This is a genomic window from Solitalea agri, assembly GCF_023914155.1.
In the GTDB taxonomy this organism is placed as follows: Bacteria; Bacteroidota; Bacteroidia; order Sphingobacteriales; family Sphingobacteriaceae; genus Solitalea; species Solitalea agri.
On record NZ_JAMWYS010000025.1, the window covers coordinates 1 to 21,816 of the forward strand.

The window sequence follows — 21,816 nt, forward strand, 5'->3', positions numbered from 1 at the left end:
CGAGCCCAGTGTCGATAACTATCGGCAAGCATAATCCCGATCATTCATTTGGTCGGGATTTTTTGCTTTTATACCTCTTCACTACCATCTATGTACTTTGTTTATATTCTCTATTCGAAAAAGCTTAAGCGACACTATACCGGCCAAACAACTAATCTTAATCAAAGGCTGGATACTCACAATTCGATTAGCGAAAATGACAATTGGACCAAAGCTGGAGCTCCGTGGGAATTAACCCTTACCATTGAATGCGAAAGTTTACAGCAAGCCATAAAAATTGAATTGCACATTAAAAGGATGAAGAGTCGAACTTTTATTGAAAACCTTCAAAAATATCCTGAACTGATTTTAAAGCTTAAAGAAAAATATAAATCCGACTGTTAATCAGAGCCCCGATAGCTATCAGGGTGGCTCGAGCCCAGTGTCGATAACTATCGGCAAGCATAATCCCGATCATTCATTTGATCGGGATTTTTTTGCTTTTATACCTCTTCACTATTTGCTCCATTTCTCCACTTCTCTACAATCAACTGAAAATTACTAACTTAACATCTAACTAATTTTACCCATCATGAACGACAACAAAACAGACAACACAAACGACAACCTGGAAGAAAAAGCACAGGAAGTTAAAAAAGACCTTCAGGAGACAACTGATGAAATAAAAAGCACAATAGCCGGTAGTACAAGTAATGTAAAAGATGCTGTTGAAAATGCAGCTGAAACGGCTAAAGAAGCAACTGCGGAAATAACTGACAAAGCCACAGAAGCAAATGATACAATTGTTGAAAAAACAGCTGAAGCAGGAGCTGCAACTGAAAGCATAGCAGACAAGGCCGCCAATACAATTGGTGATATAAAAGATTCTATGGCAACCGCTGCTTCAGGAGCCACTGCCTTCGCTGCCGACAAAATTGATGACATAAAAGAAACCTTTAGCGGCGAGAATCTTAACAGCTTAAAGGACAAAGCAGCGGAAAAAATTGATGATCTTTCAGACGCTGCGGCCGATAAAACGGAACAGATAAGCGCTAAGGCATCAGAAATAGCCTCAAAAATTAAGGAGGAAGCGGCAGAAAAGATGGAAGACATAAAAGAAGCCTTTAGCAAAGAGAATATCGACGAATTCAAAGCTAAAACGGAAGCTAAATTTGAAGATCTAAAATCGGATGTATCTGAAGCCGCAGAAAACTTTAAAAATAAAGCTGAGGAAGTTTTAAATATTGATTTTGATAAGAAAACGGAAGATGCAAAAGTTGCTACCAAAGGTTTTTGGGGCAAGGTAAAAAGCTTGTTTGGAGGGAAATAAATTAAAAATTAAGGGTAGTAAACAATTGATTACTACCCTTAATTAACTTAAATAAAACACAAAAAATATATCAAACCCCATTAAGCAGAAATTAATCTTCGTAAACTACCTTACCGATTCGTCCTGCTGAATAATCTTTTAATTGTCCTTTTAACAGCTTACGGGCTACGTGAATCCGGGTTTTAACCGTACCTATTGGAATACTTAGTTCTTCTGCAATTTCATGGTATTTATAGCCTTCGAAATACATTGTAAAAGGTGTATAATATTCTTCCGATAGGTTTGATAACGCCTTATTTACATCTTCCAAAACAAATTTACCTTCAGCTCCATTACTTGTAGCGCTGTATAACAAATTAGCTGGCAAAATATCATCCGATTGGATAACTACATTATTCACTTTTACCAGCCGGCGATAATTATTAATAAAAGTGTTTTTCATGATAGTATACAACCACCCTTTTAAATTAGTTCCCTCTTTAAACTTATTATAATAGGTGATGGCCTTTAGTAAAGTATCCTGCACAAGGTCATTAGCATCGTCTGAATCCTTAGTAAAGTGTAAGGCATACAACTTTAATGAAGAAGACTGGCGGAGTACGAGTGTATTGAATTCGATGCGAGTCATATTGTTTAACCTTTCATATATTTTGTTAAACAAATTTACGCAATACCTGAACAAAATCAAATCTTCTGTTTAATATTTTCGTTACACAACTAAACAATATGTTTAAACATCTAAAAATTGCTTGTAAATAGGCCTTCTGTATAAAAATGTGAAGTATAAGAAAGGATAAACCAGCCACCCGATAATAATGCTTCCCGATTCAAAACTTATATCATCTATTATTTCTGAACAGTTATCACTCTCCCCTGACTTAACTGTATGAATATGTTTCCATTGTTTTATGAAGAATGGCAGCTCAATTCCTTCATCAATAAAGCTGTAATTTGAATCTGAAAAGGAATGAGCAGTGATTTTACTGAACCATTTCTGTTCAGCAAAAGGGAATTTAATTAGCAGATGTACTTCATCTCCGGTTTTACAACCATCAAATCTTAATAATTGAACTTTTAATCCGGGAGGAACAAGAGCAAGAAATAATTCTTTGTTAAATAATGAAAAGACCCGATCAGGTTTCTGATTAATCTTTGTAGTAATGTAAATGCGCATATAAGTAAATATCACGAATTGAGACCAGTTCGGGATATTTACTTTAATATATTAATAAGGATTAGAAAACATTGACCTCGCGCTCTAATTTGACGCCAAACTTTTCCTTTACCGATTGGATAATCACTTCAGAAAAATCATAAATCTCCTGTCCCGATGCTTCACCATGATTCACCAGCACCAAAGCCTGATTTTTCCAGGTACCTGTATTTCCAACTACCATTCCTTTCCAACCACATTGCTCAATCAAATAGCCAGCAGCCAGTTTTATACTCCCATTTCCAGCGGGATAATTAACAACCTCAGCATGTTTTTGCTTAACGGCATCAAACTCTGCTTTCGTAATAATCGGATTCTTGAAAAAACTTCCGGCATTACCAATGGTTGAAGGATCGGGCAACTTTGAAACCCGAATATGAGACACTACTGTACTAACATCTTTAATGGTAGGATTTTCAATATTCCTGGCTTGTAGTTCGGCCTCAATAGCGCCGTATGATGTATTTAAGACTGACGATTTAGAAAGTTTTAATGTAACTGATGTTACAATATACTTACCCTTTAGTTCTCCTTTAAAAACACTTTCACGATAGCCAAACTCACATTCTTCTTTTGTGAACGTACGTAATTGCAGCGTACTTATTTCAAAAGCTTCTAATGAATGAAAAACATCTTTAAGTTCAACTCCATAAGCTCCAATATTCTGAATTGGAGAGGCGCCAACCGAGCCTGGAATCAAACTTAAATTCTCAACACCGGCATATCCCCTATCAACACAATAATTTACCAGATCATTCCAAACTTCTCCTGCACCAGCCTCAACAAACACCTCTTCTTCTTCTTCTACCCTATCTTGTATGCCTTTTATACTCATCTTAATGACCAAGCCATTAAAATCACGGGTAAAAAGCATATTACTACCACCCCCTAAAAAAAGCAACGGCTGATTTACTACCTCCTTGTTTGCGAATAAGTTTACAAGTTGATCAGTGTGTGATATCTCTACGAAGTTGTTTGCATAAGCATCAACGCCGAAGGTATTTAGTCGTTTTAAAGAATGATGATGATGGATGACCATGAGACGTTTGGTAATTTGAAACTATGTGCGAAGGTAATAAAAATAGAATAGTCCATAGACCATAGTTAACAGACAATAATTGTTTAAACTATCCCTTTTAAACTATGGACCATGGACTATGGTCTGTTTATTTTATTGTTTAAATATGTAACGCTCTATTAGCAGTTGCAGCTAAAGCCGCTTCTTTGAATGACTCAGTATAAGTTGGGTGTGCATGACAAATACGACCAATATCTTCTGCCGAAGCACGGAATTCCATAGCAACAACAGCTTCTGCAATCATATCTGCAACGCGCGGACCGATCATATGTACACCTAGGATCTCATCCGTTTCAGCATCCGCCAAAACTTTAATTAAACCATCGGTATCCATACTTGCACGGGCACGACCACTTGCTTTGAAAGGGAAAGATCCTGCTTTGTACTTAACACCGGCTTCTTTCAACTCTTCTTCAGTTTTACCTACAGAAGCAACCTCTGGCCAGGTATATACAACACCCGGAATCAGGTTGTAATTCATATGCGGTTTTTGTCCGGCGATCAACTCAGCAACATACACACCTTCCTCTTCAGCCTTGTGCGCAAGCATAGCTCCGCGAACAACATCACCGATAGCAAAAATACCTGGAACAATAGTTTCTAAGTGATCATTCACGGTAATTTTCTTACCGCGTTCTTCTACGGTAATTCCAATATTCTCTAAGCCTAAGTTTTCAGTATACGCGGTACGTCCTACAGCTACTAAACAATAGTCGCCTTTAACTTCAACAGCTTCACCTTTTGCATTTTCGGCAGTAACAGTTACTTCTTTACCTTTTACCGAAGCACCAGTAACTTTATGGCTCAACATAAACTCAAAGCCTAAACCTTTCAAGGAACGTTGCAATTGCTTACCAAGCTCCTTATCCATTGTAGGGATAATTGAATTCATGTACTCGATTACCGTAACTTTAGCTCCTAAACGAGCATATACCGAACCCAACTCTAAACCAATTACACCACCACCAATTAAGATAAGGTGTTTAGGAACTTCAGTAAGATTTAACGCTTCGGTTGAAGTAATGATTCTTTTCTTATCAATTGGAAGAAAAGGTAATGATGCAGGTTTTGAACCGGTAGCAATAATGGTTTTATCAGTTTCAATTAGCAGTTCTGTTCCATCAGCTTTCGCTACTTTGATTGTATTCTTATTTACAAATGAACCGTGACCGAAATAGGTATCGATCTTGTTTTTCTTCATTAAAAATGTGATACCGTCAGTAGTTTGCTTCACCACTTCATTCTTACGGTTAATCATTTGTTCAATATTAACCTTTAAGTTGCTAAGCTCAATACCGTGTGTTTTAAAGGTGTGAGCTGCATTATGATAATGCTCTGACGAATCTAACAAAGCTTTTGAAGGGATACATCCTACGTTTAAACAGGTTCCACCAAAAGTATTGTAACGTTCAACAATTGCCGTTTTTAATCCCAACTGGGCACAACGAATTGCCGCAACATAACCACCCGGACCGGAACCGATTACTACTACGTCGTATTTCATTTTTAATTAGTGATTTTTATTAGAGAATTTTTTACAGGATAAATTTCGGCGGTAAAAGTAGGGAATTGATTACTAGGATAAAACCTCATTTCAGAATAAACGCCAAAAAGTTCAATTTATTTAACATTTCATATTTATAATAGTTTGATATTAAAACTAAAAAACTTAAATTCAGTAAATTAGCACCAATCAATAAACTTAATTTTCTCATAATTCAACCGCCATGGGAAAAGTTAGAAATATACTCCAATTAAAAGGAAATGCTGTGTACACGATCACTTCGGGACACACAGTTTATGAAGCCTTAGAACTTTTAACAGCTAAAAACATCGGCGCTTTAATAGTTGTTGATGATGGCAAGTTGACCGGTATTTTTACCGAACGCCATTACGCCCGAAAAGTAATTCTCAAAAGCCGGTCATCGAAAGAAACCTTGATTGGTGAAATCATGACCGAATCTCCTATCGTCGTTTCTCCAAATGATAGTATTGAACATTGTATGAGACTGATGACCGATAAATTCATTAGGCATTTACCTGTAGTGGATGAAGGGCAGATTGTTGGTTTAATATCTATTGGAGACGTGGTGAAATACATTATCGACGAACAAAAATTCATTATAGAAAATCTTGAACACTATATAACAGGTCAGAAATAATTCTTTCAAATCATTCGCAGGGAGGCGAATTGCATGCACAATCTTACCCTACTCATCCCGATAACTATCGGGATTTTATGGCCATTTATGGTTTATGCAGCTATTGTGATAGTGCTCGTCTCTGTTATTCTTCTTCTTTCATATGTATTAGGTGAACACCATAAAGAAAACGCTACTGACGAACCCTATGAATCAGGCATTACTCAAACAGGCTCTGCCCGTCTCCGATTTTCGGTTCAATTTTACCTGGTTGCCATGCTGTTTGTAATCTTTGATGTGGAAACCATCTTCATTGTTTTATGGGCATTGGCATTTAAAGAATTAGGTTGGGCAGGTTATCTGTCCATTTGTGTGTTTATAGGAATTCTTGTCGCAGTTCTAATTTACGAATGGAGTATTGGTGCTTTAGATTTTGGCCCATCGGGTAAAAAGATCTTAAAAGCATATAAAAAGAAGGTAAGAAGTTAGAAATACGATTTTAGAAGTAATGAAAAAATCTGTGTAATCACAAACAAATTAATATAATCAACCAATGAAATGGTGGCTTACTAAGGCTAATGATCCTACGGGTAAAAGTACGGGCATAAGTTCAATGGAAGAATCAATCCAACAAAGCGTGCTGCTTACCACTGTTCAGGATTTAGTTGCATGGGGACGAAAAAACTCCATGTGGCCATTTCATTTTGGACTTTCCTGCTGTTTCGTAGAAATGGCGACCAGCATTACCAGTAAATATGACGTGGCACGCTTCGGTGCAGAAGTAATAAGAGGTACTCCACGAGAGGCCGATGTGATGGTAATTGCCGGAACTGTTTTCATAAAAATGGCACCTATTATTAAACGACTGCACGAACAGATGATGGAACCCAGATGGGTTATTTCTATGGGCTCGTGTGCAAATTCGGGTGGAATGTATGATATTTACAGTGTGGTGCAAGGCGTTGATAAATTTCTACCTGTCGACGTTTATGTACCCGGTTGTCCGCCTCGTCCCGATGCTTTTATGAACGGACTAATCTTGCTCAGCCAATCGGTTGGTAAAGAACAACGACCTTTAAGCTGGGTAATTGGAGAACAGGGAGTAATAAAAACCGAAAAACCATCGATTAAAGAGTTAAAAAGAGAAGAAAGAGCTAAAATGATCGACTTTCGTTCTCCGGATGAACTATAATTTAACACCAAATCTATGTTACCTGTACAAAAACAATTTTTACTTAAAAAAACATCTTATCCGAAACTTCTTTTAGCACTGCTTTTTTTCATTAGCAGTTGCAGCCCACTAATAGCTCCATACAATGAACACGTTTATCGCGAGTTGGCTTCACTAAAGGTAGAAACTACCACACTTATTGGTAAGGCGACCGAAGAATACAGTACTCATGAGGGTGAAGTTCAAACGCTCGATAAAGATTTAAATAAGCTCTACGAATATATTAAGGCGCTCCCCAAAAACACCGAGGCAACCAAAATGATGGAAATAATGATAAAAGGTGATGGACGTTGGGGAGGTATTAAAAACGTATGGAAAACCAAAGGGAAACTTAGTCCTGCTGCAGTTACCGAATTTCAGAATGAGGTTACAGAAGGGTTTGATGATATGATCGAACTAGAATCAAAAAAAATAAAATAGCTATCAATAAAACTAAACATACTATACCAACATGCCTGATTTTCAAGAAATATTCACCGAGTTAAAAACAGACATTTTAGATCTGGCGAAGCTTACTTTTAAAAACTATAAAGACGACGCATCCAAAGATGTGAAAGACTTTTTGGCGAAATCTGAAGAAAAACTAAAGCGTTGGACTTTATTATTAACCAACAATGATATCAATAAAGATGAATTTGAGGTACTGGTAAAGGGTTTAAAAGATGGGGCTGAAATGAAATTATTAAAACAAACAGGTTTAGCTAAAGTAAGAATCGATGAATTCAAGAATTCCCTGATTAATCTCATTACCGACACCGTATTTAAATTTTTATGATGATCTGAAAAAATCATGAATGCGTCCGAAAAGTTGGCAACCGAACTTTCGCTAAAATTTAGCGATTCGGTTTTAACCCAACAGCAAACAGCTGATGAGGTTGCCACTTTTTGGGTCGACAAAACGGAGATCATTCCGGTTTTAAATTACCTTAAAAAACAATCTGCCGAACCATTTCCTCTACTTTACGATTTATTTGCCATCGACGAACGCTCGAGGGCTGACCATAAAACCCATCCATCCAAAGATTTTACTGTTGTTTACCACCTTCTGTCTTTTACACGCAATCAATTCATCCGCCTAAAAATAGCTCTGGGAGGAGAGTATCCTTCGGCTCAATCCATTACTCATCTGTGGCCATCTGCAAGTTGGTACGAGCGCGAAGTTTATGATATGTTCGGAATTCGTTTCGAAGGACACCCCCATCTGCAACGGATACTTATGCCTTTAACCTGGCAGGGACATCCGCTCCGCAAAGAGCACCCTGCCAGAGCCACAGAAATGGGCCCGTTTAAACTTTGGGATGAAAAGGTCGACACCGAACAAGCTGCTCTTGAATTTAAACCCGAACAATGGGGGCTACAACGTCATAGTGACGATGCAGATTTCATGTTTCTGAACATTGGCCCTCAACACCCAGGTACGCATGGAGTTTTGCGTATCATATTACAACTTGATGGGGAGAACATTATTGACGCTGTACCTGACATTGGCTTCCATCATAGGGGTGCCGAAAAAATGGGTGAACGACAATCATGGCACACTTATATTCCTTATACCGACAGAATAGATTATTTAGGCGGAGTAATGAACAACCTGGCCTATTTACTGGCGGTTGAAAAACTCGCAGGCATTGAAGTTCCGGATCGCGTAAAAGTGGTGAGGGTAATGATGTGTGAGTTCTTCCGTATTGCCAGTCATTTGGTCTGGTATGGCACTTTTGCCCAGGATCTAGGCCAGCTATCCCCTGTTTTCTACATGTTCACCGACCGGGAGAAAATTTTCGATATCGTAGAAGCTGTAACTGGCGGCCGCATGCATCCGAATTGGTTTAGGATTGGAGGAGTAGCCCAGGATCTGCCCAAGGGTTGGGATAAACTGGTTGCCGAGTTCATAGCCTATTTCCCAAAACGATTAAAAGAATACCATAACATGGTAATGCGAAATTCGATTTTCAAAGCCAGGACCGTCGGCATTGGGATTTACACATTGGAAGAGGCTATTGAATGGGGCGTTACCGGACCAGGCTTAAGGGCTTGCGGATTCGATTGGGATATGCGCAAAAAACAACCTTATTCGGGTTATGAAAACTTTGAGTTTGAAGTGCCAACAGCTCAAAACGGCGATTGTTACGACCGAGCCTTGGTGCGCGAACAGGAAATGATTCAAAGCTTGCGAATTATCGAGCAATGCTTAAAAAATATGCCCGAAGGGCCTTACAAATCAGACAACCCACATTCAACCCCGCCTTTAAAAAAAAATACAATGCAAGACATAGAAACCCTTATCAATCATTTTTTAAATGTAAGCTGGGGACCAGTTATCCCTAAAGGTGAAGCAATGAGCTGCATTGAGGCTACTAAGGGTTGGAATAGTTATTATATGGTTAGCGATGGAAATACTTCGCCCTATCGATCTCGTATTCGCACCCCATCGTTTCCGCATATGCAAATGTTGCCCTACATAACTAAGGGTTATACAGTAGCTGATCTGCTATCCATTTTAGGGAGTATGGATTATGTACTGGCTGATATAGACAGGTAATAAGAATATGAATGATGAACTACAAAATATTAGCAACTCAACATTTACTGGTCTCAGTGAGCAGGAACGCAATGCTATTGACCACGAGGTCAGTCTAGTGCCTTATCCAAAAGCAGCATGTATAGAAGCAATGAAAATTGTGCAAAAAAGCCGTGGATGGATTTCTGATGATGCCTTATTGGCCATTGCCGAGTACTTAAACATGTCGACAGCTGAACTTGATAGCGTAGCAACCTTTTATAATTTGATTTTCCGCAAACCGGTTGGCAGGCATATTATTTTATTGTGCGATAGCATTACCTGTTGGGTGATGGGCTATAAAATCATTTACCAAGAGCTATACAAACAATTAAACATACAATTTGGAGAAACAACAGCTGACAAGAAGTTTACCTTATTACCCAATGCTTGTCTTGGTTGTTGTGACCATGCTCCTGCTATACTAATTGACAATGATTTATACCAGGATGTAAAAACTGAGGACATATCGATCATCTTAAAAAACTATAATTAAAGAACTCTAAATACACTAATTAACATGGAGCGCCCTTTAACAAGGAACATACACCCCAACCGTCCGCCACTTACTGCAAAGGAGTATGAAATGGCTGGTGGCTATATGGCTGTAAAACAAGCTTTGTTAAAGATGACTCCATCCGAAGTGGTTGAACTAATAAAAGAATCGAATTTAAAAGGAAGAGGTGGAGCCGGATTTAATACCGGCATGAAATGGAGTTTTGTACCAATGGGAGAAACGGCACCCACTACAAAATACATCGTTGCCAATGCTGATGAAATGGAACCGGGTACATTTAAAGACCGATTATTACTTGAAGGAAATCCACATCAGTTGATTGAAGGAATGATCGTTGCGGCCTATGCCATACAGGCCACCCAAGGCTATGTTTTTCTACGCTTTGCTTATAAAGAAGCAGCCATTAGAATTACAAAAGCCATTATCGAGGCATATGCAGAGGGATACCTGGGAGACCATATTCTTGGAACAGGATTCTCTCTTCATTTGCATTTGCATACCGGCGTAGGCAGATATATGTGTGGAGAAGAAACGGCCTTATTGAATGCCTTGGAGGGAAAACGGGCAACCCCAAGGGCTAAACCTCCATTTCCTCAGGTAAGCGGTTTATTTGGCAAGCCTACCATTGTTAATAATGTAGAAACACTCTGCAACATTCCACATATCATTAACAATGGTGCTGATTGGTTCAAAAGCTTGAGCTATAGCGAAGATGGCGGCACTAAGCTTTATGGAGTAAGTGGAAATGTTAAGACTCCTGGTTGCTGGGAGCTACCCATGGGAGTAAGCATGCGCGAGCTAATTGAAGAACATGCAGGAGGCATGAAAGATGGCTACAAATTCCGGGGAGTATTACCGGGCGGGGCCTCTACTGATTTTTTAATTGAACAACATCTCGATATAAAAATGGATTTCAAATCTGTTTCAATGGCGGGTAGCCGTTTGGGAACCGGAACTATGATTGTGTTAGATGACAAAACCTGTCCTGTTGGTTTTGTCCATAACCTGGAGCAATTTTTCGCGCGCGAATCATGTGGTTGGTGCACCCCTTGTCGGGAGGGCTTACCATGGGTAGAAAAAATTTTATGGTCGATAGAACAAGGCAAAGGAGCATCAAATGATATTGAGTTACTATTTGAACATGCCCGGTTATTGGGGCCCGGCAATACATTTTGCGCGTTGGCTCCAGGGGCTGTAGAGCCTTTACAAAGTGCTTTAAAATATTTCAGAGAAGATTTTGAACAACATATTCATCAACGAAAATGCCCTTATGATTAAAAAATGGCAACGCTCTATGTCGACAATCGGATTTATGAAGTAACTGAAGGCAAAAATCTACTCGAAACCTGCCTTTCATTGGGCTTTGATTTACCCTACTTCTGCTGGCACCCCGCAATGGGATCGGTAGGAGCATGTCGACAATGTGCTATTAAAATTTTCAAAGATGAAAGTGATACCACTGGAAGATTAGTTATGTCGTGCATGGAGCCGGTTGGTAAAGAAACACGAATATCAGTCAACCATCCCGATGCTGAAAAGTTTAGAAAACAAATTATAGAGTGGCTGATGACTAACCACCCTCACGATTGTGCGGTGTGTGATGAGGGTGGTTCATGCCATTTACAGGATATGACAGTTATGACCGGCCATAATTACCGCAGGTTTGAATATCCAAAACGTACCTACCTAAATCAATATCTGGGTCCGCTGATAAACCATGAAATGAACCGTTGTATTCAATGTTACCGCTGCGTTCGTTTCTATAAAGATTATGCAGGAGGAAAAGACCTTGATGTATATGCAGCTCATAATCACGTTTATTTTGGCCGAGAGAAAGATGGGATTTTAGAAAGTGAATTCAGCGGTAACCTTGCTGAAGTTTGCCCAACGGGAGTATTTACCGATAAAACGCTAAAACAACATTACAGCAGGAAATGGGATTTCACCTTCGCGCCCTCCGTTTGTCAGCATTGCAGTTTGGGTTGCAATATTATAGCTGGTGAACGCTATGGCGAATTACGACAAATAACATCGAGATATAATGGCGATGTCAACGGCTATTTCATTTGCGATCGTGGAAGGTTTGGGTATGAAGTCGCTAATAGTCCTAAACGTTTGCTTCAACCTCAACTTAAAAACGATAATACATCATTTGGTCAGGAATTTATCATCAATGATATCTCCGAACTCATCGCCACTTCCAATTGCATAGGCATAGGTTCTCCCAGAGCTTCTAATGAATCGAACTTTGCGCTGCAACAACTGGTAGGGAAAGAGAATTTCTTTGCAGGTTTGTCTAAGCAAGAATATCAGCTTAATCAAACTGCGTTAAAACTATTGCAAAGTGGAGTTGCAGAGATTTCCTCTTTAAAACAAATTGAACAATACGATGCAATTGTTACTCTTGGCGAAGATCTCACGAATACAGCTCCAATGGCGGCACTGGCTGTTCGTCAAGCTGTTCGAAAAGAGCCTGTTGAAAACGCCCAACAAACGATAAACCTTGCTTCATGGCATGATGCAGCTTTACGAGAGTTTGTCCAACACGAACATGGGGCTCTGTTCATTTTTCACCCACATGCCACCAAACTAGATGAAATTGCAACTAAGGTTACCTATGCTACGCCCGAAGAAATTGCTTCCGAAGGATTTAGAATTGCACGTAACATTGAATCTTCCGCTGATTCGGACCCGATAGCTGCTGCACTATTAAAAGCAGAAAGGCCGTTGATCATTGTCGGCACTAGTTTATTTAATGAAGACCTTTTAAACGCTGCAGGAGCACTAGCACATTCTCTGCAAAAGAAAGGCAAAACACCAGGCATTTTTATTATTCAAGCCGAGTGCAATAGTATGGGACTGGCAATGATGAATACTCCTTCGGTTGAAGATGCCTTTTACAAATTTGAAAATAACATACTGATTGTTTTAGAGAATGATCTATATCGAAAATTCCCAGCTCAACAAGTTGACGAACTCTTAAACAAGTGTAAACAGATTATAACATTCGATCATATTAAAACACACACAAATGAAAAGGCAGGCATTGTTGTTCCGGTTGGAATATTTTCTGAAGCAGATGGAACACTGATTAATAATGAGGGTCGGGCTCAACGTTTCTTCCAGGTTTTCATACCCCAAAACGAATGGTTGAAGGAAAGCTGGCGATGGCTTTACACTCTTAAAGCTTTAAAAGAAAGTACTGCCATAGACGAAAACCTTTCACTTGGCACAGTCCAACAAGATTTAATTGAAGCTTTACCGCAGTTTAAAGGCATTGAACAAACTGCTCCGGATGAAGATTTTAGATTGAATGGACAAAAGATCCCTCGTTCACCACATCGTTATAGTGGACGAACTGCAATTCAAGCTAATATTAATGTAAGTGAGCCCAAACCACTGGAAGACAATGATTCACCTATGTCATTTACTATGGAGGGTTTCCGCGGAATTCCACCTTCATCGGCAACACCTTTCTTCTGGTCGCCGGGATGGAACTCTGTTCAGTCGATCAATAAATTTCAAATTGAAGTAGGAGGTCCCTTACATGACGGCAATCCGGGTGTGAGATTAATTAAACCTGCCTTCACCAGTGAATTCAAACTGTCTTCAAATAAAACCTCATTAAAGGCTAATGAATGGCTTGCCGTACCGATCTATCACATCTTTGGTTCTGAAGAATTAAGCGCAGAAGCCGATTCAATACAGGAGTTAACTCCAGCCCCTTATATCGCATTAAATCAATCATCAATAGATAAACTTGGCATTAAAGAAAATGAAGTAATAACTATCGAATTAAACAAAGAAACCTATCAACTCCCGGTAAAATTTAGGCCGGAGATTACGGACAAAATTGCGCTTATTCCTTATGGATTGACTGCAATGGGCTATATAGCCTTGCCGGGCATTATCAGCATAAAATAATACAGGTAAACCCAATGAGTGAAACGCTTACATATTGGATTGTAATTATTGGCATTTTATTCGTGCTTTTAAATGTTGCTGCGCTTTTAATTTGGGTAGAAAGACGAATGCTGGCACTATGGCAAGACCGCTTAGGACCAAATAGAGCTGGCCCTCTCGGTCTATTTATAGTACTTGCTGATACCCTAAAATTGTTTTTTAAAGAAGACTGGACCCCTCCTTTTGCTGATCGAAACGTATTTGTGATGGCTCCGGCGGTGGTTGTTATTTGTGTTTTGTTGAGTTTTGCTGTTATTCCGTTTGCTCCCAACATCCAAATTGTTGACTTAAATATTGGCTTATTGTTCTTTCTAGGAATGTCATCTCTTGGAGTTTATAGTATTGTTTTAGGTGGATGGGCATCGAACAACAAGTATTCGTTGTTAGGTGCATTAAGAGGTGCATCACAAATGATCTCTTATGAAGTTTTCATGGCACTGTCACTAATGGGTGTAGTTATGCTTACTGGTTCTTTTAGTTTACATGCCATAGTAGAAGCCCAGAAAAACTGCTGGTTCATATTGCTTCAACCGGTGGGTTTTGTCATTTTCTTTATTGCCGGAATTGCCGAGACGCACCGTTTACCATTTGATATACCCGAAGCAGAAAGTGAATTGGTTGCCGGCTTTCACTCCGAATATTCGGGAATGAAATTCGGAATGTTTTTTATCGGTGAATATTTAGGCATCACGTTAATATCAGCCATTACGGTTGCGTTGTTCTTTGGAGGATGGCTCGGCCCTGCATTCCTTCCTCCAATTGTCTGGTTTATAATCAAAACAACAGGCTTCATCCTCTTTTTCATATTACTTCGGGCATCACTACCCCGTCCTCGATATGACCAATTGATGGAATACGGATGGAAAGTTTTGTTGCCTTTATCGCTACTGAATTTATTGGTAACGGGAGGAATTATTTTGTTGTTAAATCAACCATAACTCATGGAGTATCAACTATTGCTAAAGACTAAAATCACGATATGATTAGTTTAATACGCAGCATATGGCTCACGTTCCTTCATCTTTTTCATAAGAAAGAGACGATACAGTACCCTGAAGAAAAAGTGCAATTGAAGCCAAGATACAGAGGCCGAATTGTGCTTACCCGGGACCCAGATGGAGGTGAACGTTGCGTAGGCTGCTATTTGTGCGCTGCAGCCTGTCCAGTTGACTGTATTGCATTGCAAGCCACCGAAAATGAAGAAGGAAGACGCTATCCGGAGTTTTTCAGAATCAATTTTTCACGCTGCATTTTCTGTGGATTTTGTGAAGAAGCCTGCCCTACCTATGCAATTCAGCTTATTCCTGATTTTGAAATGGCTGAATACGTTCGACAGAATTTAGTTTACGAAAAAGAAGATTTACTGATCAATAGCCAGGGAAAATATCCGGGCTATAACTATTATAAAGTTGCCGGTTTGGATGCAGGCGTAAAAGGCAAAGGAGAAGGAGAAAATGAAGAGCCACCGATTGACCGACATAGTTTATTACCCTAGTTATGGATGTGTTTTTCTACATAGCAGCCGCAGTGGCAATTATATCAACAGTACTGGTGATTACCCGTAAGCATCCGGTACATGCCTTGCTATATCTCATCGTATCATTTTTAGCTGTAGCCATCATTTTTTATCAGTTAGGGGCTCCTTTTGTAGCAGCCTTGGAAATTGTTTTATATGCAGGGGCCATTGTTGTGCTTTTCATTTTTGTAGTAATGATGCTGAATTTGGGAAAGGAAACAAGTTTACAGGAGAAAACCTGGTTAAACCTTTCAACGTGGCTATTACCGGGTATACTTGCCTCTATCCTGCTCATTGAACTGGTTTACCTCATTAATACTCAACCTAATTCAACGATAACAATTGCCGAAGTTGATCCCAAAGCTGTTGCCCTCTCCCTTTTTGGCCCATACCTGATTGGAGTAGAGCTGGCAGCCATGCTTTTAATGGCCGGAGTAATAGGAGCCGCCCATATTGGTCAGCGAAAGAAAAAGTACTGGCATCGTTTTTTACAGGAGGACGAACAATGATATCGAACCTTTCGTCTGACTATGTATTTCTGCTGGCCGCAATACTATTTGCTTTAGGCGCTATGGGCGTGGTAATCCGCCGCAACATTTTGTTTATGCTGATTGCTGTGGAAATCATGCTTAATTCAGCAGGATTGGCATTTATTGCTGCTGGTGCAAAGTGGGCTCAAGCGGATGGTCAGATCATGTTTCTGTTTATTTTAAGTATGGCTGCGGCTGAAGTTTCAGTGGGATTGGCCTTAATCATGCAAATATTTCATCAGCATAAAACCTTAGATGTGGACGAGCTGGAACAGTTAAGAGGGGATCGAAAATGAGTCACTGGTTAATATATTAACATAATGCGTTGTAAGATTTAATTTCCGAATCGTCACGCTGAGCGTAGTCGAAGCGCTCTTAGTCCTAAGCCTTCGACTACGCTCAGGCTGACCCGTAATAAAAAACCAATACATTAAAATTAATTCGAACAACATAATAAAACTTTATTGAGTTAAAATGGAGAATCTAATCTGGCTACTTCCTGCATTACCATTATTTGGCTTTTTGCTGCTGGCATTTTTGGGCTCAAAATTTAACAGAGAGGCAATAGCTTTTATCGGTATTGGCAGCGTTTCATTGGCAACCATTGTAAGCCTTTACCTGGCCATTAACTTTATATCCTCCCCTCCTGAAAATGGATTTATATCTCAAACGCTTTGGCAATGGATGCAGGTAAACAATTTTAAGGTAACCATTACTTTCCATTACGACGCCCTCTCTCTCGTTTTTGTGTTTGTGATTACATTTGTTGGCGCGTTAATACATCTTTACTCCACCGAATTTATGGCTCACGATGAGTATTACTCAAGATTCTTTGCCTACCTGAACCTATTTGTTTGCTCCATGCTCATCCTGGTTTTAGCCGACAATCTGGTGCTCTTGTATTTAGGGTGGGAAGGTGTTGGTTTATGCAGTTATTTACTGATAGGTTTCTGGTACAAAAACATTAAAAATGGAATAGCTGCTCAAAAGGCTTTTATCATTACCCGCATCGGCGACACTTCATTGGCTATCGGCATGTTCTTGCTATTTAAAGAATTCGGAACATTAACGATAAGTGAAATTTCTCAACAGGCTGTCAGCCACAGTTCTTCATCAATAACCTTAATTGCATTACTTCTATTTGGTGGAGCGGTGGGAAAATCAGCACAGTTACCCCTACAAACATGGCTGCCTGATGCTATGGCGGGTCCTTCTCCTGTAAGTGCTTTGATTCATGCCGCAACAATGGTTACTGCAGGGGTTTATCTCCTTGCACGTATGCATACCATCTTTGAACTTTCACCTGCAGCAATGCATGTTGTTGCTGCCGTTGGAGCTGCTACCCTACTAATTGCGGCAACTTCTGCCTTGGCACAGAAAGATATAAAACGGGTACTCGCCTATTCTACGATAAGTCAATTAGGGTATATGTTTTTGGCTTTGGGAGTGGGCGCCTGGTGGGCAGCGATCTTTCACTTTATGATCCATGCATTTTTTAAAGCCTTATTGTTTCTTGGAGCGGGAACCATTATTGAAGCTCAACACCACGAACATAACATGTTTAACATGGGCGGACTAAAAGATAAACTCCCAACGGTTTTCAAAACTTTTGTCATTGGATCAGCTGCACTGGCCGCTTTACCCTTAATTAGCGCAGGGTTTTACAGCAAAGACGCCATCATTTGGTATTCCTTAACCGCGCAAAATGGTTCGCCTTTATTATGGCTGGTTGCCATTATCGGTTCATTTATTACAGCCTTATACACCACCCGAATGGTGGTATTAACCTTTTATGGAACTTCAAAAACCAGTCTCAGTTACCAACCCGGAGTACGAATGCATATTCCCCTAATTATCCTAGCGTTTCTCTCCGTATTTGCAGGCTTTATTGAATTACCACATAATTTCGGACATGTCACCTTATTCTCAGGTTTTGTGGGGAAAGCTCTCCCTACTACTCTATTAAAGATTGAACCCTCTGAATCCCTTTTTCAGCTAATAGCAGCGATCGTGTGTTTGGTTGGAATTTTACTCGGATGGAAACTTTATAGCAGTAATCGAGAGAAAGTAATTGATTTAGAGTCGGGAGGACTTTTCAAATTCTTTTTCAATGGATGGTATTTCGACAATTTATATAAAGTGCTTTTTCAACAACCTTACTTCTTCCTGGCTCGAATCAACAAAAATGATATAGTAGATAAATCGAATGATGTGATTGTTGGTATTAGCTCATGGTTAAGTAATCAGCTGGCTACTTCGCAAACGGGCTCTATGCGCTGGTATGTAATGGGCATTATTGCCGGTGCTATTATGATTTTAACACTTCAATTGGTATTATGATACTGGTTTTACTAATCGTTGTATTAATAACAGGCGGTATTTTAGCCTGGTTGATAGGTTATTTCATACCGAATGCCTCGAAATGGATTGCGTTGCTTTCTTGTTTAATACCTTTTTTAATAACAGCCAATTTGTGGCAAAAACTTTCATATGAGATTATTTTGGGAGAAAGCTCTTCTCTTTGGCTCATAGAAATTAATACTCCCTGGATTGCGCAACTGGGAATCAATTTTCATTTAGGTTTGGATGGCTTAAGCTTATCCATGCTTTTGCTTACGTTTTTCTTAGGAACAATGGCTATACTTTGCTCCTGGAAAGAAATTACTGCAAAACAAAACTTCTTCTACTTTAATCTATTATGGGTTTTATCCGGAATAACCGGGGTGTTCCTTGCACTCGATCTGTTCTTATTCTATTTCTTTTGGGAAGTTATGCTGATACCCATGTATTTCATGATCAGTATTTGGGGAAGCGAGCGCCGAATCTATTCGTCTTATAAATTCTTTTTATTTACGCAGGCGAGCGGATTATTAATGTTGTTGGCAATCATCGCACTATACTTCATAAATGCCCAATCATCAGGAGTATACACTTTTGACTATGACCAATTGCTTATTTCAACCGCTAAGAGTCCTTATTCCTTACTCATTGCAATAGGGTTCTTTATTGCCTTTACCGTGAAATTACCACTGTTCCCATTCCATACCTGGCTACCCGATGCTCATTCCGAAGCTCCAACTGCAGGTAGTGTAATCTTAGCTGGATTGATGCTTAAAACCGGAGCCTATGGTTTACTTCGTTTTGTATTACCCTTATTTAAGGATGAAGCCATTCAGATAAGTAATTGGGCAATTGTACTCGGGGTAATTTCAATTTTATATGGCGCCTTACAGGCATTCGGACAAACAGATTTAAAACGACTAGTTGCCTATACCAGTGTTAGTCATATGGGCTTTATCGTTTTGGGTGTATTTTCTTTTAATGAACTGGCTATGCAGGGTGTTGTATTGCAAATGATAACCCATGGCATTAGCACTGCAGCCTTATTTATTTTGGCTGGAATGTTAAAAGAACGTTTACATACCCGTGATATTAATCAAATGGGTGGCTTATGGACCTTAGCTCCGCAAATGGGTTCAATAGGCTTAGTATTCGCGATGGCATCCTGCGGATTACCGGCCCTTGGAAATTTCATTGCTGAATTTCTGATACTGCTAGGAGCATTTCAAACGCAGCCCATTTATACAATGGTAGCAAGTTTAGGCTTAGTTCTTTCAGCAATCTATTCGATCAGGATGATGCAAAAAGTTTTCTTTGGAGAATATCAGTCAACGATAAACGACTTTAAATGGAGGGAAAAAACAATAATGGGGCTTCTTACTATTGCAATTGTGTTCGTCGGTTTGTGTCCGCAACCTATCATAACAATGCTTCAATCAACGGTAAACAGCAGTTTGAAATTGGAATCCAAACAAAAACTTAAACTTGAAAGCAGCATAAAACAACAGATTAAATACATCAAAAAATAAAATCATTAACAAACTATGCCAACTGCAGATTTGGTTAAGCTGATGCCATTAATTATAACTTCATCGGGAGCTATCCTGATTATGCTGCTGTTGGCTCTTAAACCCAGTCATAAGGTTGTTCAAGTTTCCTGCCTTGCAGTTTATTTATTCGATTTGATTTACGTTCTCAGTTCATCGGAAGCATTTACATATCATTTGTTTGTTATTGACGGCTTCGGAAAGCTCTTTATGGGATTAGTCCTGGCTTCAGGAATGACCATTACCTTAATTTCTTATACTTACTTTAATGAAAAGGAAGAGAATCCGAAAGTTTTTTATGTACTGTTGTTACTCGGCACTTTAGGAGCTCAAACCCTGTGCATCAGCCATCATTTCATCAGCTTGTTTTTGGGTCTGGAAATTTTAAGCATGGCCCTTTACGCCTTGATCGCTTATTTACGTAACAGAAGCTATGCTGTTGAGGCAGGCATGAAATACCTGATCATGGCTGCATTTTCCTCTGCCTTCCTACTTTTCGGCATGGCATTGATCTATGCAGAAACAGGTTCGATGAATTTTGAACAAATAGCCCAGATAACAAGATCTCAGCAACTAGTTTCACCATATTTGATTACCGGATTTGGTTTATTAATGGTTGGCGCTGGTTTTAAGCTTTCGGTAGTGCCATTTCATCTTTGGGCAGCCGATGTTTACCAAGGCGCTTCAATTCCGGTTACGGCCTTTATCGCTATAGTTTCTAAAGGAGGCATGCTTATTATTTTATTTCGCTTATTAGGCCTAACCCAATTAGTGACCATTTTACCCATATCCACTTTATTGCTCATTATTGCGATAGCCTCCATGCTAGTTGGAAATTTGTTGGCCCTCCTGCAGAATAATCTCAAACGAATTCTGGCTTATTCATCCATTGCTAACATGGGGTATTTAATAGCTGCCCTGTTAAGTATTGGAGCAGATGGATTGCAAACGGCCACTTTATACACTTCAATTTACTTCATCGCTTTGTTAGCCATGTTTGGCGTATTGTCGATTCTTTCGACCAAAGAGCGGGACGCAGATAGTTTAAATGACGTAAAAGGTTTGTTTTGGCATAAGCCAATGCTGGCTACCATCATCACGGTTGCTATGCTGTCTTTAGCAGGAATACCTTTAACAGCTGGATTTATTGGCAAGTTTTACATTTTAAAAGCAGGGGTTGACACTCATCAATGGCTTTTAATGCTTACGTTGATTTTGGCTAGCGTTTTCGGTTTGTTCTATTATCTGAAAATTATTGTTGCCTTATTTACTGAATATCCGCAAACAGTTGGTGAAACAGAACAACTTCACCCGGTTTCGTATGTTTTAAATGGTGTTGCTTTGCTAATTTTAACGTTCAGTCTTATCTACTTTGGAATTTTCCCCACACAAATTATCCTATATATTCAAACTATATTACAGTATTAATGTTGTTGTTATTTATTTAGAATTGGAATCCTATTAATTCTTATTTTTAACACATCAAACTAAAACACCATGAAAAATCTGTTATTATCCTTATTTATTGTATTGGCGGCATCATTAACTTTTGCCCAGAACTCTCCTACCCAAACACAAACAGTTAAAAAGAAACCTAGTTTAGTTTATATCTGTCCGAGTTGTGGATATACAAGCAATAAACCCGGTAAATGTTCCGACCACCGTACACTTGTGCAAGAAGGCTCCTACTACTGTAAAATGTGTGATGGTGTAGTCTCTAAAAAATCAGGAAAATGTACCAAATGTGGCATGGAAATGGCCAAAATGGAACGACCAAAAGACAAAATGAAATCTTAAAATAGAAAGAGGCTGTCTCAAAAGGGGCAGCCTTTTTAGTTGCCGAGAATTGACTGTATATTTTTTGATTGAGAATT

23 protein-coding genes are annotated in these 21,816 nt (G+C 39.3%); 19 read left to right on the forward strand and 4 right to left on the reverse strand.

The genetic code is table 11. The features are described from left to right. The first annotated feature begins 90 nt into the window (after nt 1-90). Together NF867_RS18460 and NF867_RS07155 are read left to right on the forward strand one after the other, a co-directional pair. The gene (locus NF867_RS18460; protein ID WP_380724691.1) at nt 91-384 is read left to right on the forward strand and encodes a GIY-YIG nuclease family protein; all 294 of its coding nucleotides are present in this window, start codon (nt 91-93) and stop codon (nt 382-384) included. Between the two features lie 187 nt (nt 385-571). After that, complete coding sequence (locus tag NF867_RS07155) at nt 572-1,309, forward strand: apolipoprotein A1/A4/E family protein (RefSeq protein ID WP_252587128.1); 738 nt, start codon at nt 572-574, stop codon at nt 1,307-1,309. 91 nt (nt 1,310-1,400) lie between these two features. Here NF867_RS07155 and NF867_RS07160 read toward each other — a convergent pair whose 3' ends face one another. The 4 genes from NF867_RS07160 to lpdA form a co-directional block, all read right to left on the reverse strand. Beyond that, entirely contained in the window at nt 1,401-1,937 is a 537-nt protein-coding gene (locus NF867_RS07160) for a sigma-70 family RNA polymerase sigma factor (protein WP_252587129.1), read from the reverse strand. A 102-nt stretch (nt 1,938-2,039) separates the two neighbouring features. Further along, entirely contained in the window at nt 2,040-2,483 is a 444-nt protein-coding gene (locus NF867_RS07165; RefSeq protein WP_252587130.1) for an SRPBCC family protein, read from the reverse strand. Nucleotides 2,484-2,544: 61 nt separating this feature from the next. Beyond that, the gene (gene murB / locus NF867_RS07170; RefSeq protein WP_252587131.1) at nt 2,545-3,561 is read right to left on the reverse strand and encodes a UDP-N-acetylmuramate dehydrogenase; all 1,017 of its coding nucleotides are present in this window, start codon (nt 3,559-3,561) and stop codon (nt 2,545-2,547) included. 139 nt (nt 3,562-3,700) lie between these two features. Beyond that, nucleotides 3,701-5,104: a dihydrolipoyl dehydrogenase gene (gene lpdA, locus NF867_RS07175; RefSeq protein ID WP_252587132.1), complete on the reverse strand. Its 1,404-nt coding sequence runs from the start codon at nt 5,102-5,104 to the stop codon at nt 3,701-3,703. A 223-nt stretch (nt 5,105-5,327) separates the two neighbouring features. Between lpdA and NF867_RS07180 the strand changes: the two genes are divergently transcribed. From NF867_RS07180 to NF867_RS07260, 17 genes are all read left to right on the forward strand, one after another. Next, on the forward strand, nt 5,328-5,762 hold the full coding sequence (locus NF867_RS07180) for a CBS domain-containing protein (protein WP_252587133.1): 435 nt from the start codon (nt 5,328-5,330) through the stop codon (nt 5,760-5,762). A gap of 33 nt (nt 5,763-5,795) precedes the next feature. Beyond that, a complete protein-coding gene (locus tag NF867_RS07185; protein WP_252587134.1) occupies nt 5,796-6,230 on the forward strand; it encodes an NADH-quinone oxidoreductase subunit A in 435 nt (144 codons plus the stop codon). Between the two features lie 64 nt (nt 6,231-6,294). After that, complete coding sequence (locus tag NF867_RS07190; protein ID WP_252587135.1) at nt 6,295-6,933, forward strand: NADH-quinone oxidoreductase subunit B; 639 nt, start codon at nt 6,295-6,297, stop codon at nt 6,931-6,933. Nucleotides 6,934-6,948: 15 nt separating this feature from the next. Continuing rightward, complete coding sequence (locus NF867_RS07195) at nt 6,949-7,392, forward strand: hypothetical protein (RefSeq protein ID WP_252587136.1); 444 nt, start codon at nt 6,949-6,951, stop codon at nt 7,390-7,392. 31 nt (nt 7,393-7,423) lie between these two features. Continuing rightward, the gene (locus NF867_RS07200; RefSeq protein ID WP_252587137.1) at nt 7,424-7,747 is read left to right on the forward strand and encodes a hypothetical protein; all 324 of its coding nucleotides are present in this window, start codon (nt 7,424-7,426) and stop codon (nt 7,745-7,747) included. 15 nt (nt 7,748-7,762) lie between these two features. Continuing rightward, nucleotides 7,763-9,511, forward strand: a complete 1,749-nt coding sequence (gene nuoC / locus NF867_RS07205; RefSeq protein WP_252587138.1) for an NADH-quinone oxidoreductase subunit C/D — start codon at nt 7,763-7,765, stop codon at nt 9,509-9,511. Nucleotides 9,512-9,518: 7 nt separating this feature from the next. Then, nucleotides 9,519-10,025 (forward strand): NADH-quinone oxidoreductase subunit NuoE, encoded by a 507-nt coding sequence (gene nuoE / locus NF867_RS07210; protein ID WP_252587139.1) that lies wholly within the window; start codon nt 9,519-9,521, stop codon nt 10,023-10,025. 24 nt (nt 10,026-10,049) lie between these two features. Continuing rightward, the gene (nuoF, locus tag NF867_RS07215; RefSeq protein WP_252587140.1) at nt 10,050-11,324 is read left to right on the forward strand and encodes an NADH-quinone oxidoreductase subunit NuoF; all 1,275 of its coding nucleotides are present in this window, start codon (nt 10,050-10,052) and stop codon (nt 11,322-11,324) included. 3 nt (nt 11,325-11,327) lie between these two features. After that, entirely contained in the window at nt 11,328-13,970 is a 2,643-nt protein-coding gene (gene nuoG / locus NF867_RS07220; protein WP_252587141.1) for an NADH-quinone oxidoreductase subunit NuoG, read from the forward strand. Nucleotides 13,971-13,984: 14 nt separating this feature from the next. After that, entirely contained in the window at nt 13,985-14,947 is a 963-nt protein-coding gene (gene nuoH, locus NF867_RS07225; RefSeq protein ID WP_252587142.1) for an NADH-quinone oxidoreductase subunit NuoH, read from the forward strand. Between the two features lie 41 nt (nt 14,948-14,988). Continuing rightward, nucleotides 14,989-15,504, forward strand: a complete 516-nt coding sequence (gene nuoI, locus NF867_RS07230) for an NADH-quinone oxidoreductase subunit NuoI (protein WP_252587143.1) — start codon at nt 14,989-14,991, stop codon at nt 15,502-15,504. Between the two features lie 2 nt (nt 15,505-15,506). Beyond that, on the forward strand, nt 15,507-16,034 hold the full coding sequence (gene nuoJ / locus NF867_RS07235) for an NADH-quinone oxidoreductase subunit J (RefSeq protein WP_252587144.1): 528 nt from the start codon (nt 15,507-15,509) through the stop codon (nt 16,032-16,034). Further along, complete coding sequence (gene nuoK / locus NF867_RS07240; protein WP_252587145.1) at nt 16,031-16,351, forward strand: NADH-quinone oxidoreductase subunit NuoK; 321 nt, start codon at nt 16,031-16,033, stop codon at nt 16,349-16,351. Before nuoJ ends, nuoK begins: the two co-directional genes overlap by 4 nt. Nucleotides 16,352-16,529: 178 nt before the next feature. Continuing rightward, nucleotides 16,530-18,395, forward strand: a complete 1,866-nt coding sequence (gene nuoL, locus NF867_RS07245; protein WP_252587146.1) for an NADH-quinone oxidoreductase subunit L — start codon at nt 16,530-16,532, stop codon at nt 18,393-18,395. After that, nucleotides 18,392-19,924 carry a complex I subunit 4 family protein gene (locus tag NF867_RS07250; protein ID WP_252587147.1) on the forward strand — a complete coding sequence of 511 codons (1,533 nt, stop codon included), beginning with the start codon at nt 18,392-18,394 and terminating at the stop codon, nt 19,922-19,924. Before nuoL ends, NF867_RS07250 begins: the two co-directional genes overlap by 4 nt. A gap of 15 nt (nt 19,925-19,939) precedes the next feature. Further along, a complete protein-coding gene (locus tag NF867_RS07255; protein WP_252587148.1) occupies nt 19,940-21,370 on the forward strand; it encodes an NADH-quinone oxidoreductase subunit N in 1,431 nt (476 codons plus the stop codon). Between the two features lie 69 nt (nt 21,371-21,439). Then, nucleotides 21,440-21,739 carry a hypothetical protein gene (locus NF867_RS07260; RefSeq protein ID WP_252587149.1) on the forward strand — a complete coding sequence of 100 codons (300 nt, stop codon included), beginning with the start codon at nt 21,440-21,442 and terminating at the stop codon, nt 21,737-21,739. The last annotated feature ends 77 nt before the right edge of the window (nt 21,740-21,816 follow it).

Bases quoted from the DNA above. Each gene is read 5' to 3' on its own strand.
- nuoG (WP_252587141.1), top strand. From the start codon at position 11,328: ATGGCAACGCTCTATGTCGACAATCGGATTTATGAAGTAACTGAAGGC.
- NF867_RS07200 (WP_252587137.1), top strand. From the start codon at position 7,424: ATGCCTGATTTTCAAGAAATATTCACCGAGTTAAAAACAGACATTTTA.
- nuoJ (WP_252587144.1), top strand. From the start codon at position 15,507: ATGGATGTGTTTTTCTACATAGCAGCCGCAGTGGCAATTATATCAACA.
- NF867_RS07160 (WP_252587129.1), bottom strand. From the start codon at position 1,937: ATGACTCGCATCGAATTCAATACACTCGTACTCCGCCAGTCTTCTTCA.
- NF867_RS07255 (WP_252587148.1), top strand. From the start codon at position 19,940: ATGCCAACTGCAGATTTGGTTAAGCTGATGCCATTAATTATAACTTCA.
- NF867_RS07180 (WP_252587133.1), top strand. From the start codon at position 5,328: ATGGGAAAAGTTAGAAATATACTCCAATTAAAAGGAAATGCTGTGTAC.
- NF867_RS07195 (WP_252587136.1), top strand. From the start codon at position 6,949: ATGTTACCTGTACAAAAACAATTTTTACTTAAAAAAACATCTTATCCG.
- nuoI (WP_252587143.1), top strand. From the start codon at position 14,989: ATGATTAGTTTAATACGCAGCATATGGCTCACGTTCCTTCATCTTTTT.
- NF867_RS07185 (WP_252587134.1), top strand. From the start codon at position 5,796: ATGCACAATCTTACCCTACTCATCCCGATAACTATCGGGATTTTATGG.
- NF867_RS07260 (WP_252587149.1), top strand. From the start codon at position 21,440: ATGAAAAATCTGTTATTATCCTTATTTATTGTATTGGCGGCATCATTA.
- NF867_RS07165 (WP_252587130.1), bottom strand. From the start codon at position 2,483: ATGCGCATTTACATTACTACAAAGATTAATCAGAAACCTGATCGGGTC.
- nuoC (WP_252587138.1), top strand. From the start codon at position 7,763: ATGAATGCGTCCGAAAAGTTGGCAACCGAACTTTCGCTAAAATTTAGC.
- nuoL (WP_252587146.1), top strand. From the start codon at position 16,530: ATGGAGAATCTAATCTGGCTACTTCCTGCATTACCATTATTTGGCTTT.
- nuoK (WP_252587145.1), top strand. From the start codon at position 16,031: ATGATATCGAACCTTTCGTCTGACTATGTATTTCTGCTGGCCGCAATA.
- nuoH (WP_252587142.1), top strand. From the start codon at position 13,985: ATGAGTGAAACGCTTACATATTGGATTGTAATTATTGGCATTTTATTC.
- nuoF (WP_252587140.1), top strand. From the start codon at position 10,050: ATGGAGCGCCCTTTAACAAGGAACATACACCCCAACCGTCCGCCACTT.
- NF867_RS07155 (WP_252587128.1), top strand. From the start codon at position 572: ATGAACGACAACAAAACAGACAACACAAACGACAACCTGGAAGAAAAA.
- NF867_RS07250 (WP_252587147.1), top strand. From the start codon at position 18,392: ATGATACTGGTTTTACTAATCGTTGTATTAATAACAGGCGGTATTTTA.
- nuoE (WP_252587139.1), top strand. From the start codon at position 9,519: ATGAATGATGAACTACAAAATATTAGCAACTCAACATTTACTGGTCTC.
- murB (WP_252587131.1), bottom strand. From the start codon at position 3,561: ATGGTCATCCATCATCATCATTCTTTAAAACGACTAAATACCTTCGGC.
- NF867_RS07190 (WP_252587135.1), top strand. From the start codon at position 6,295: ATGAAATGGTGGCTTACTAAGGCTAATGATCCTACGGGTAAAAGTACG.
- lpdA (WP_252587132.1), bottom strand. From the start codon at position 5,104: ATGAAATACGACGTAGTAGTAATCGGTTCCGGTCCGGGTGGTTATGTT.
- NF867_RS18460 (WP_380724691.1), top strand. From the start codon at position 91: ATGTACTTTGTTTATATTCTCTATTCGAAAAAGCTTAAGCGACACTAT.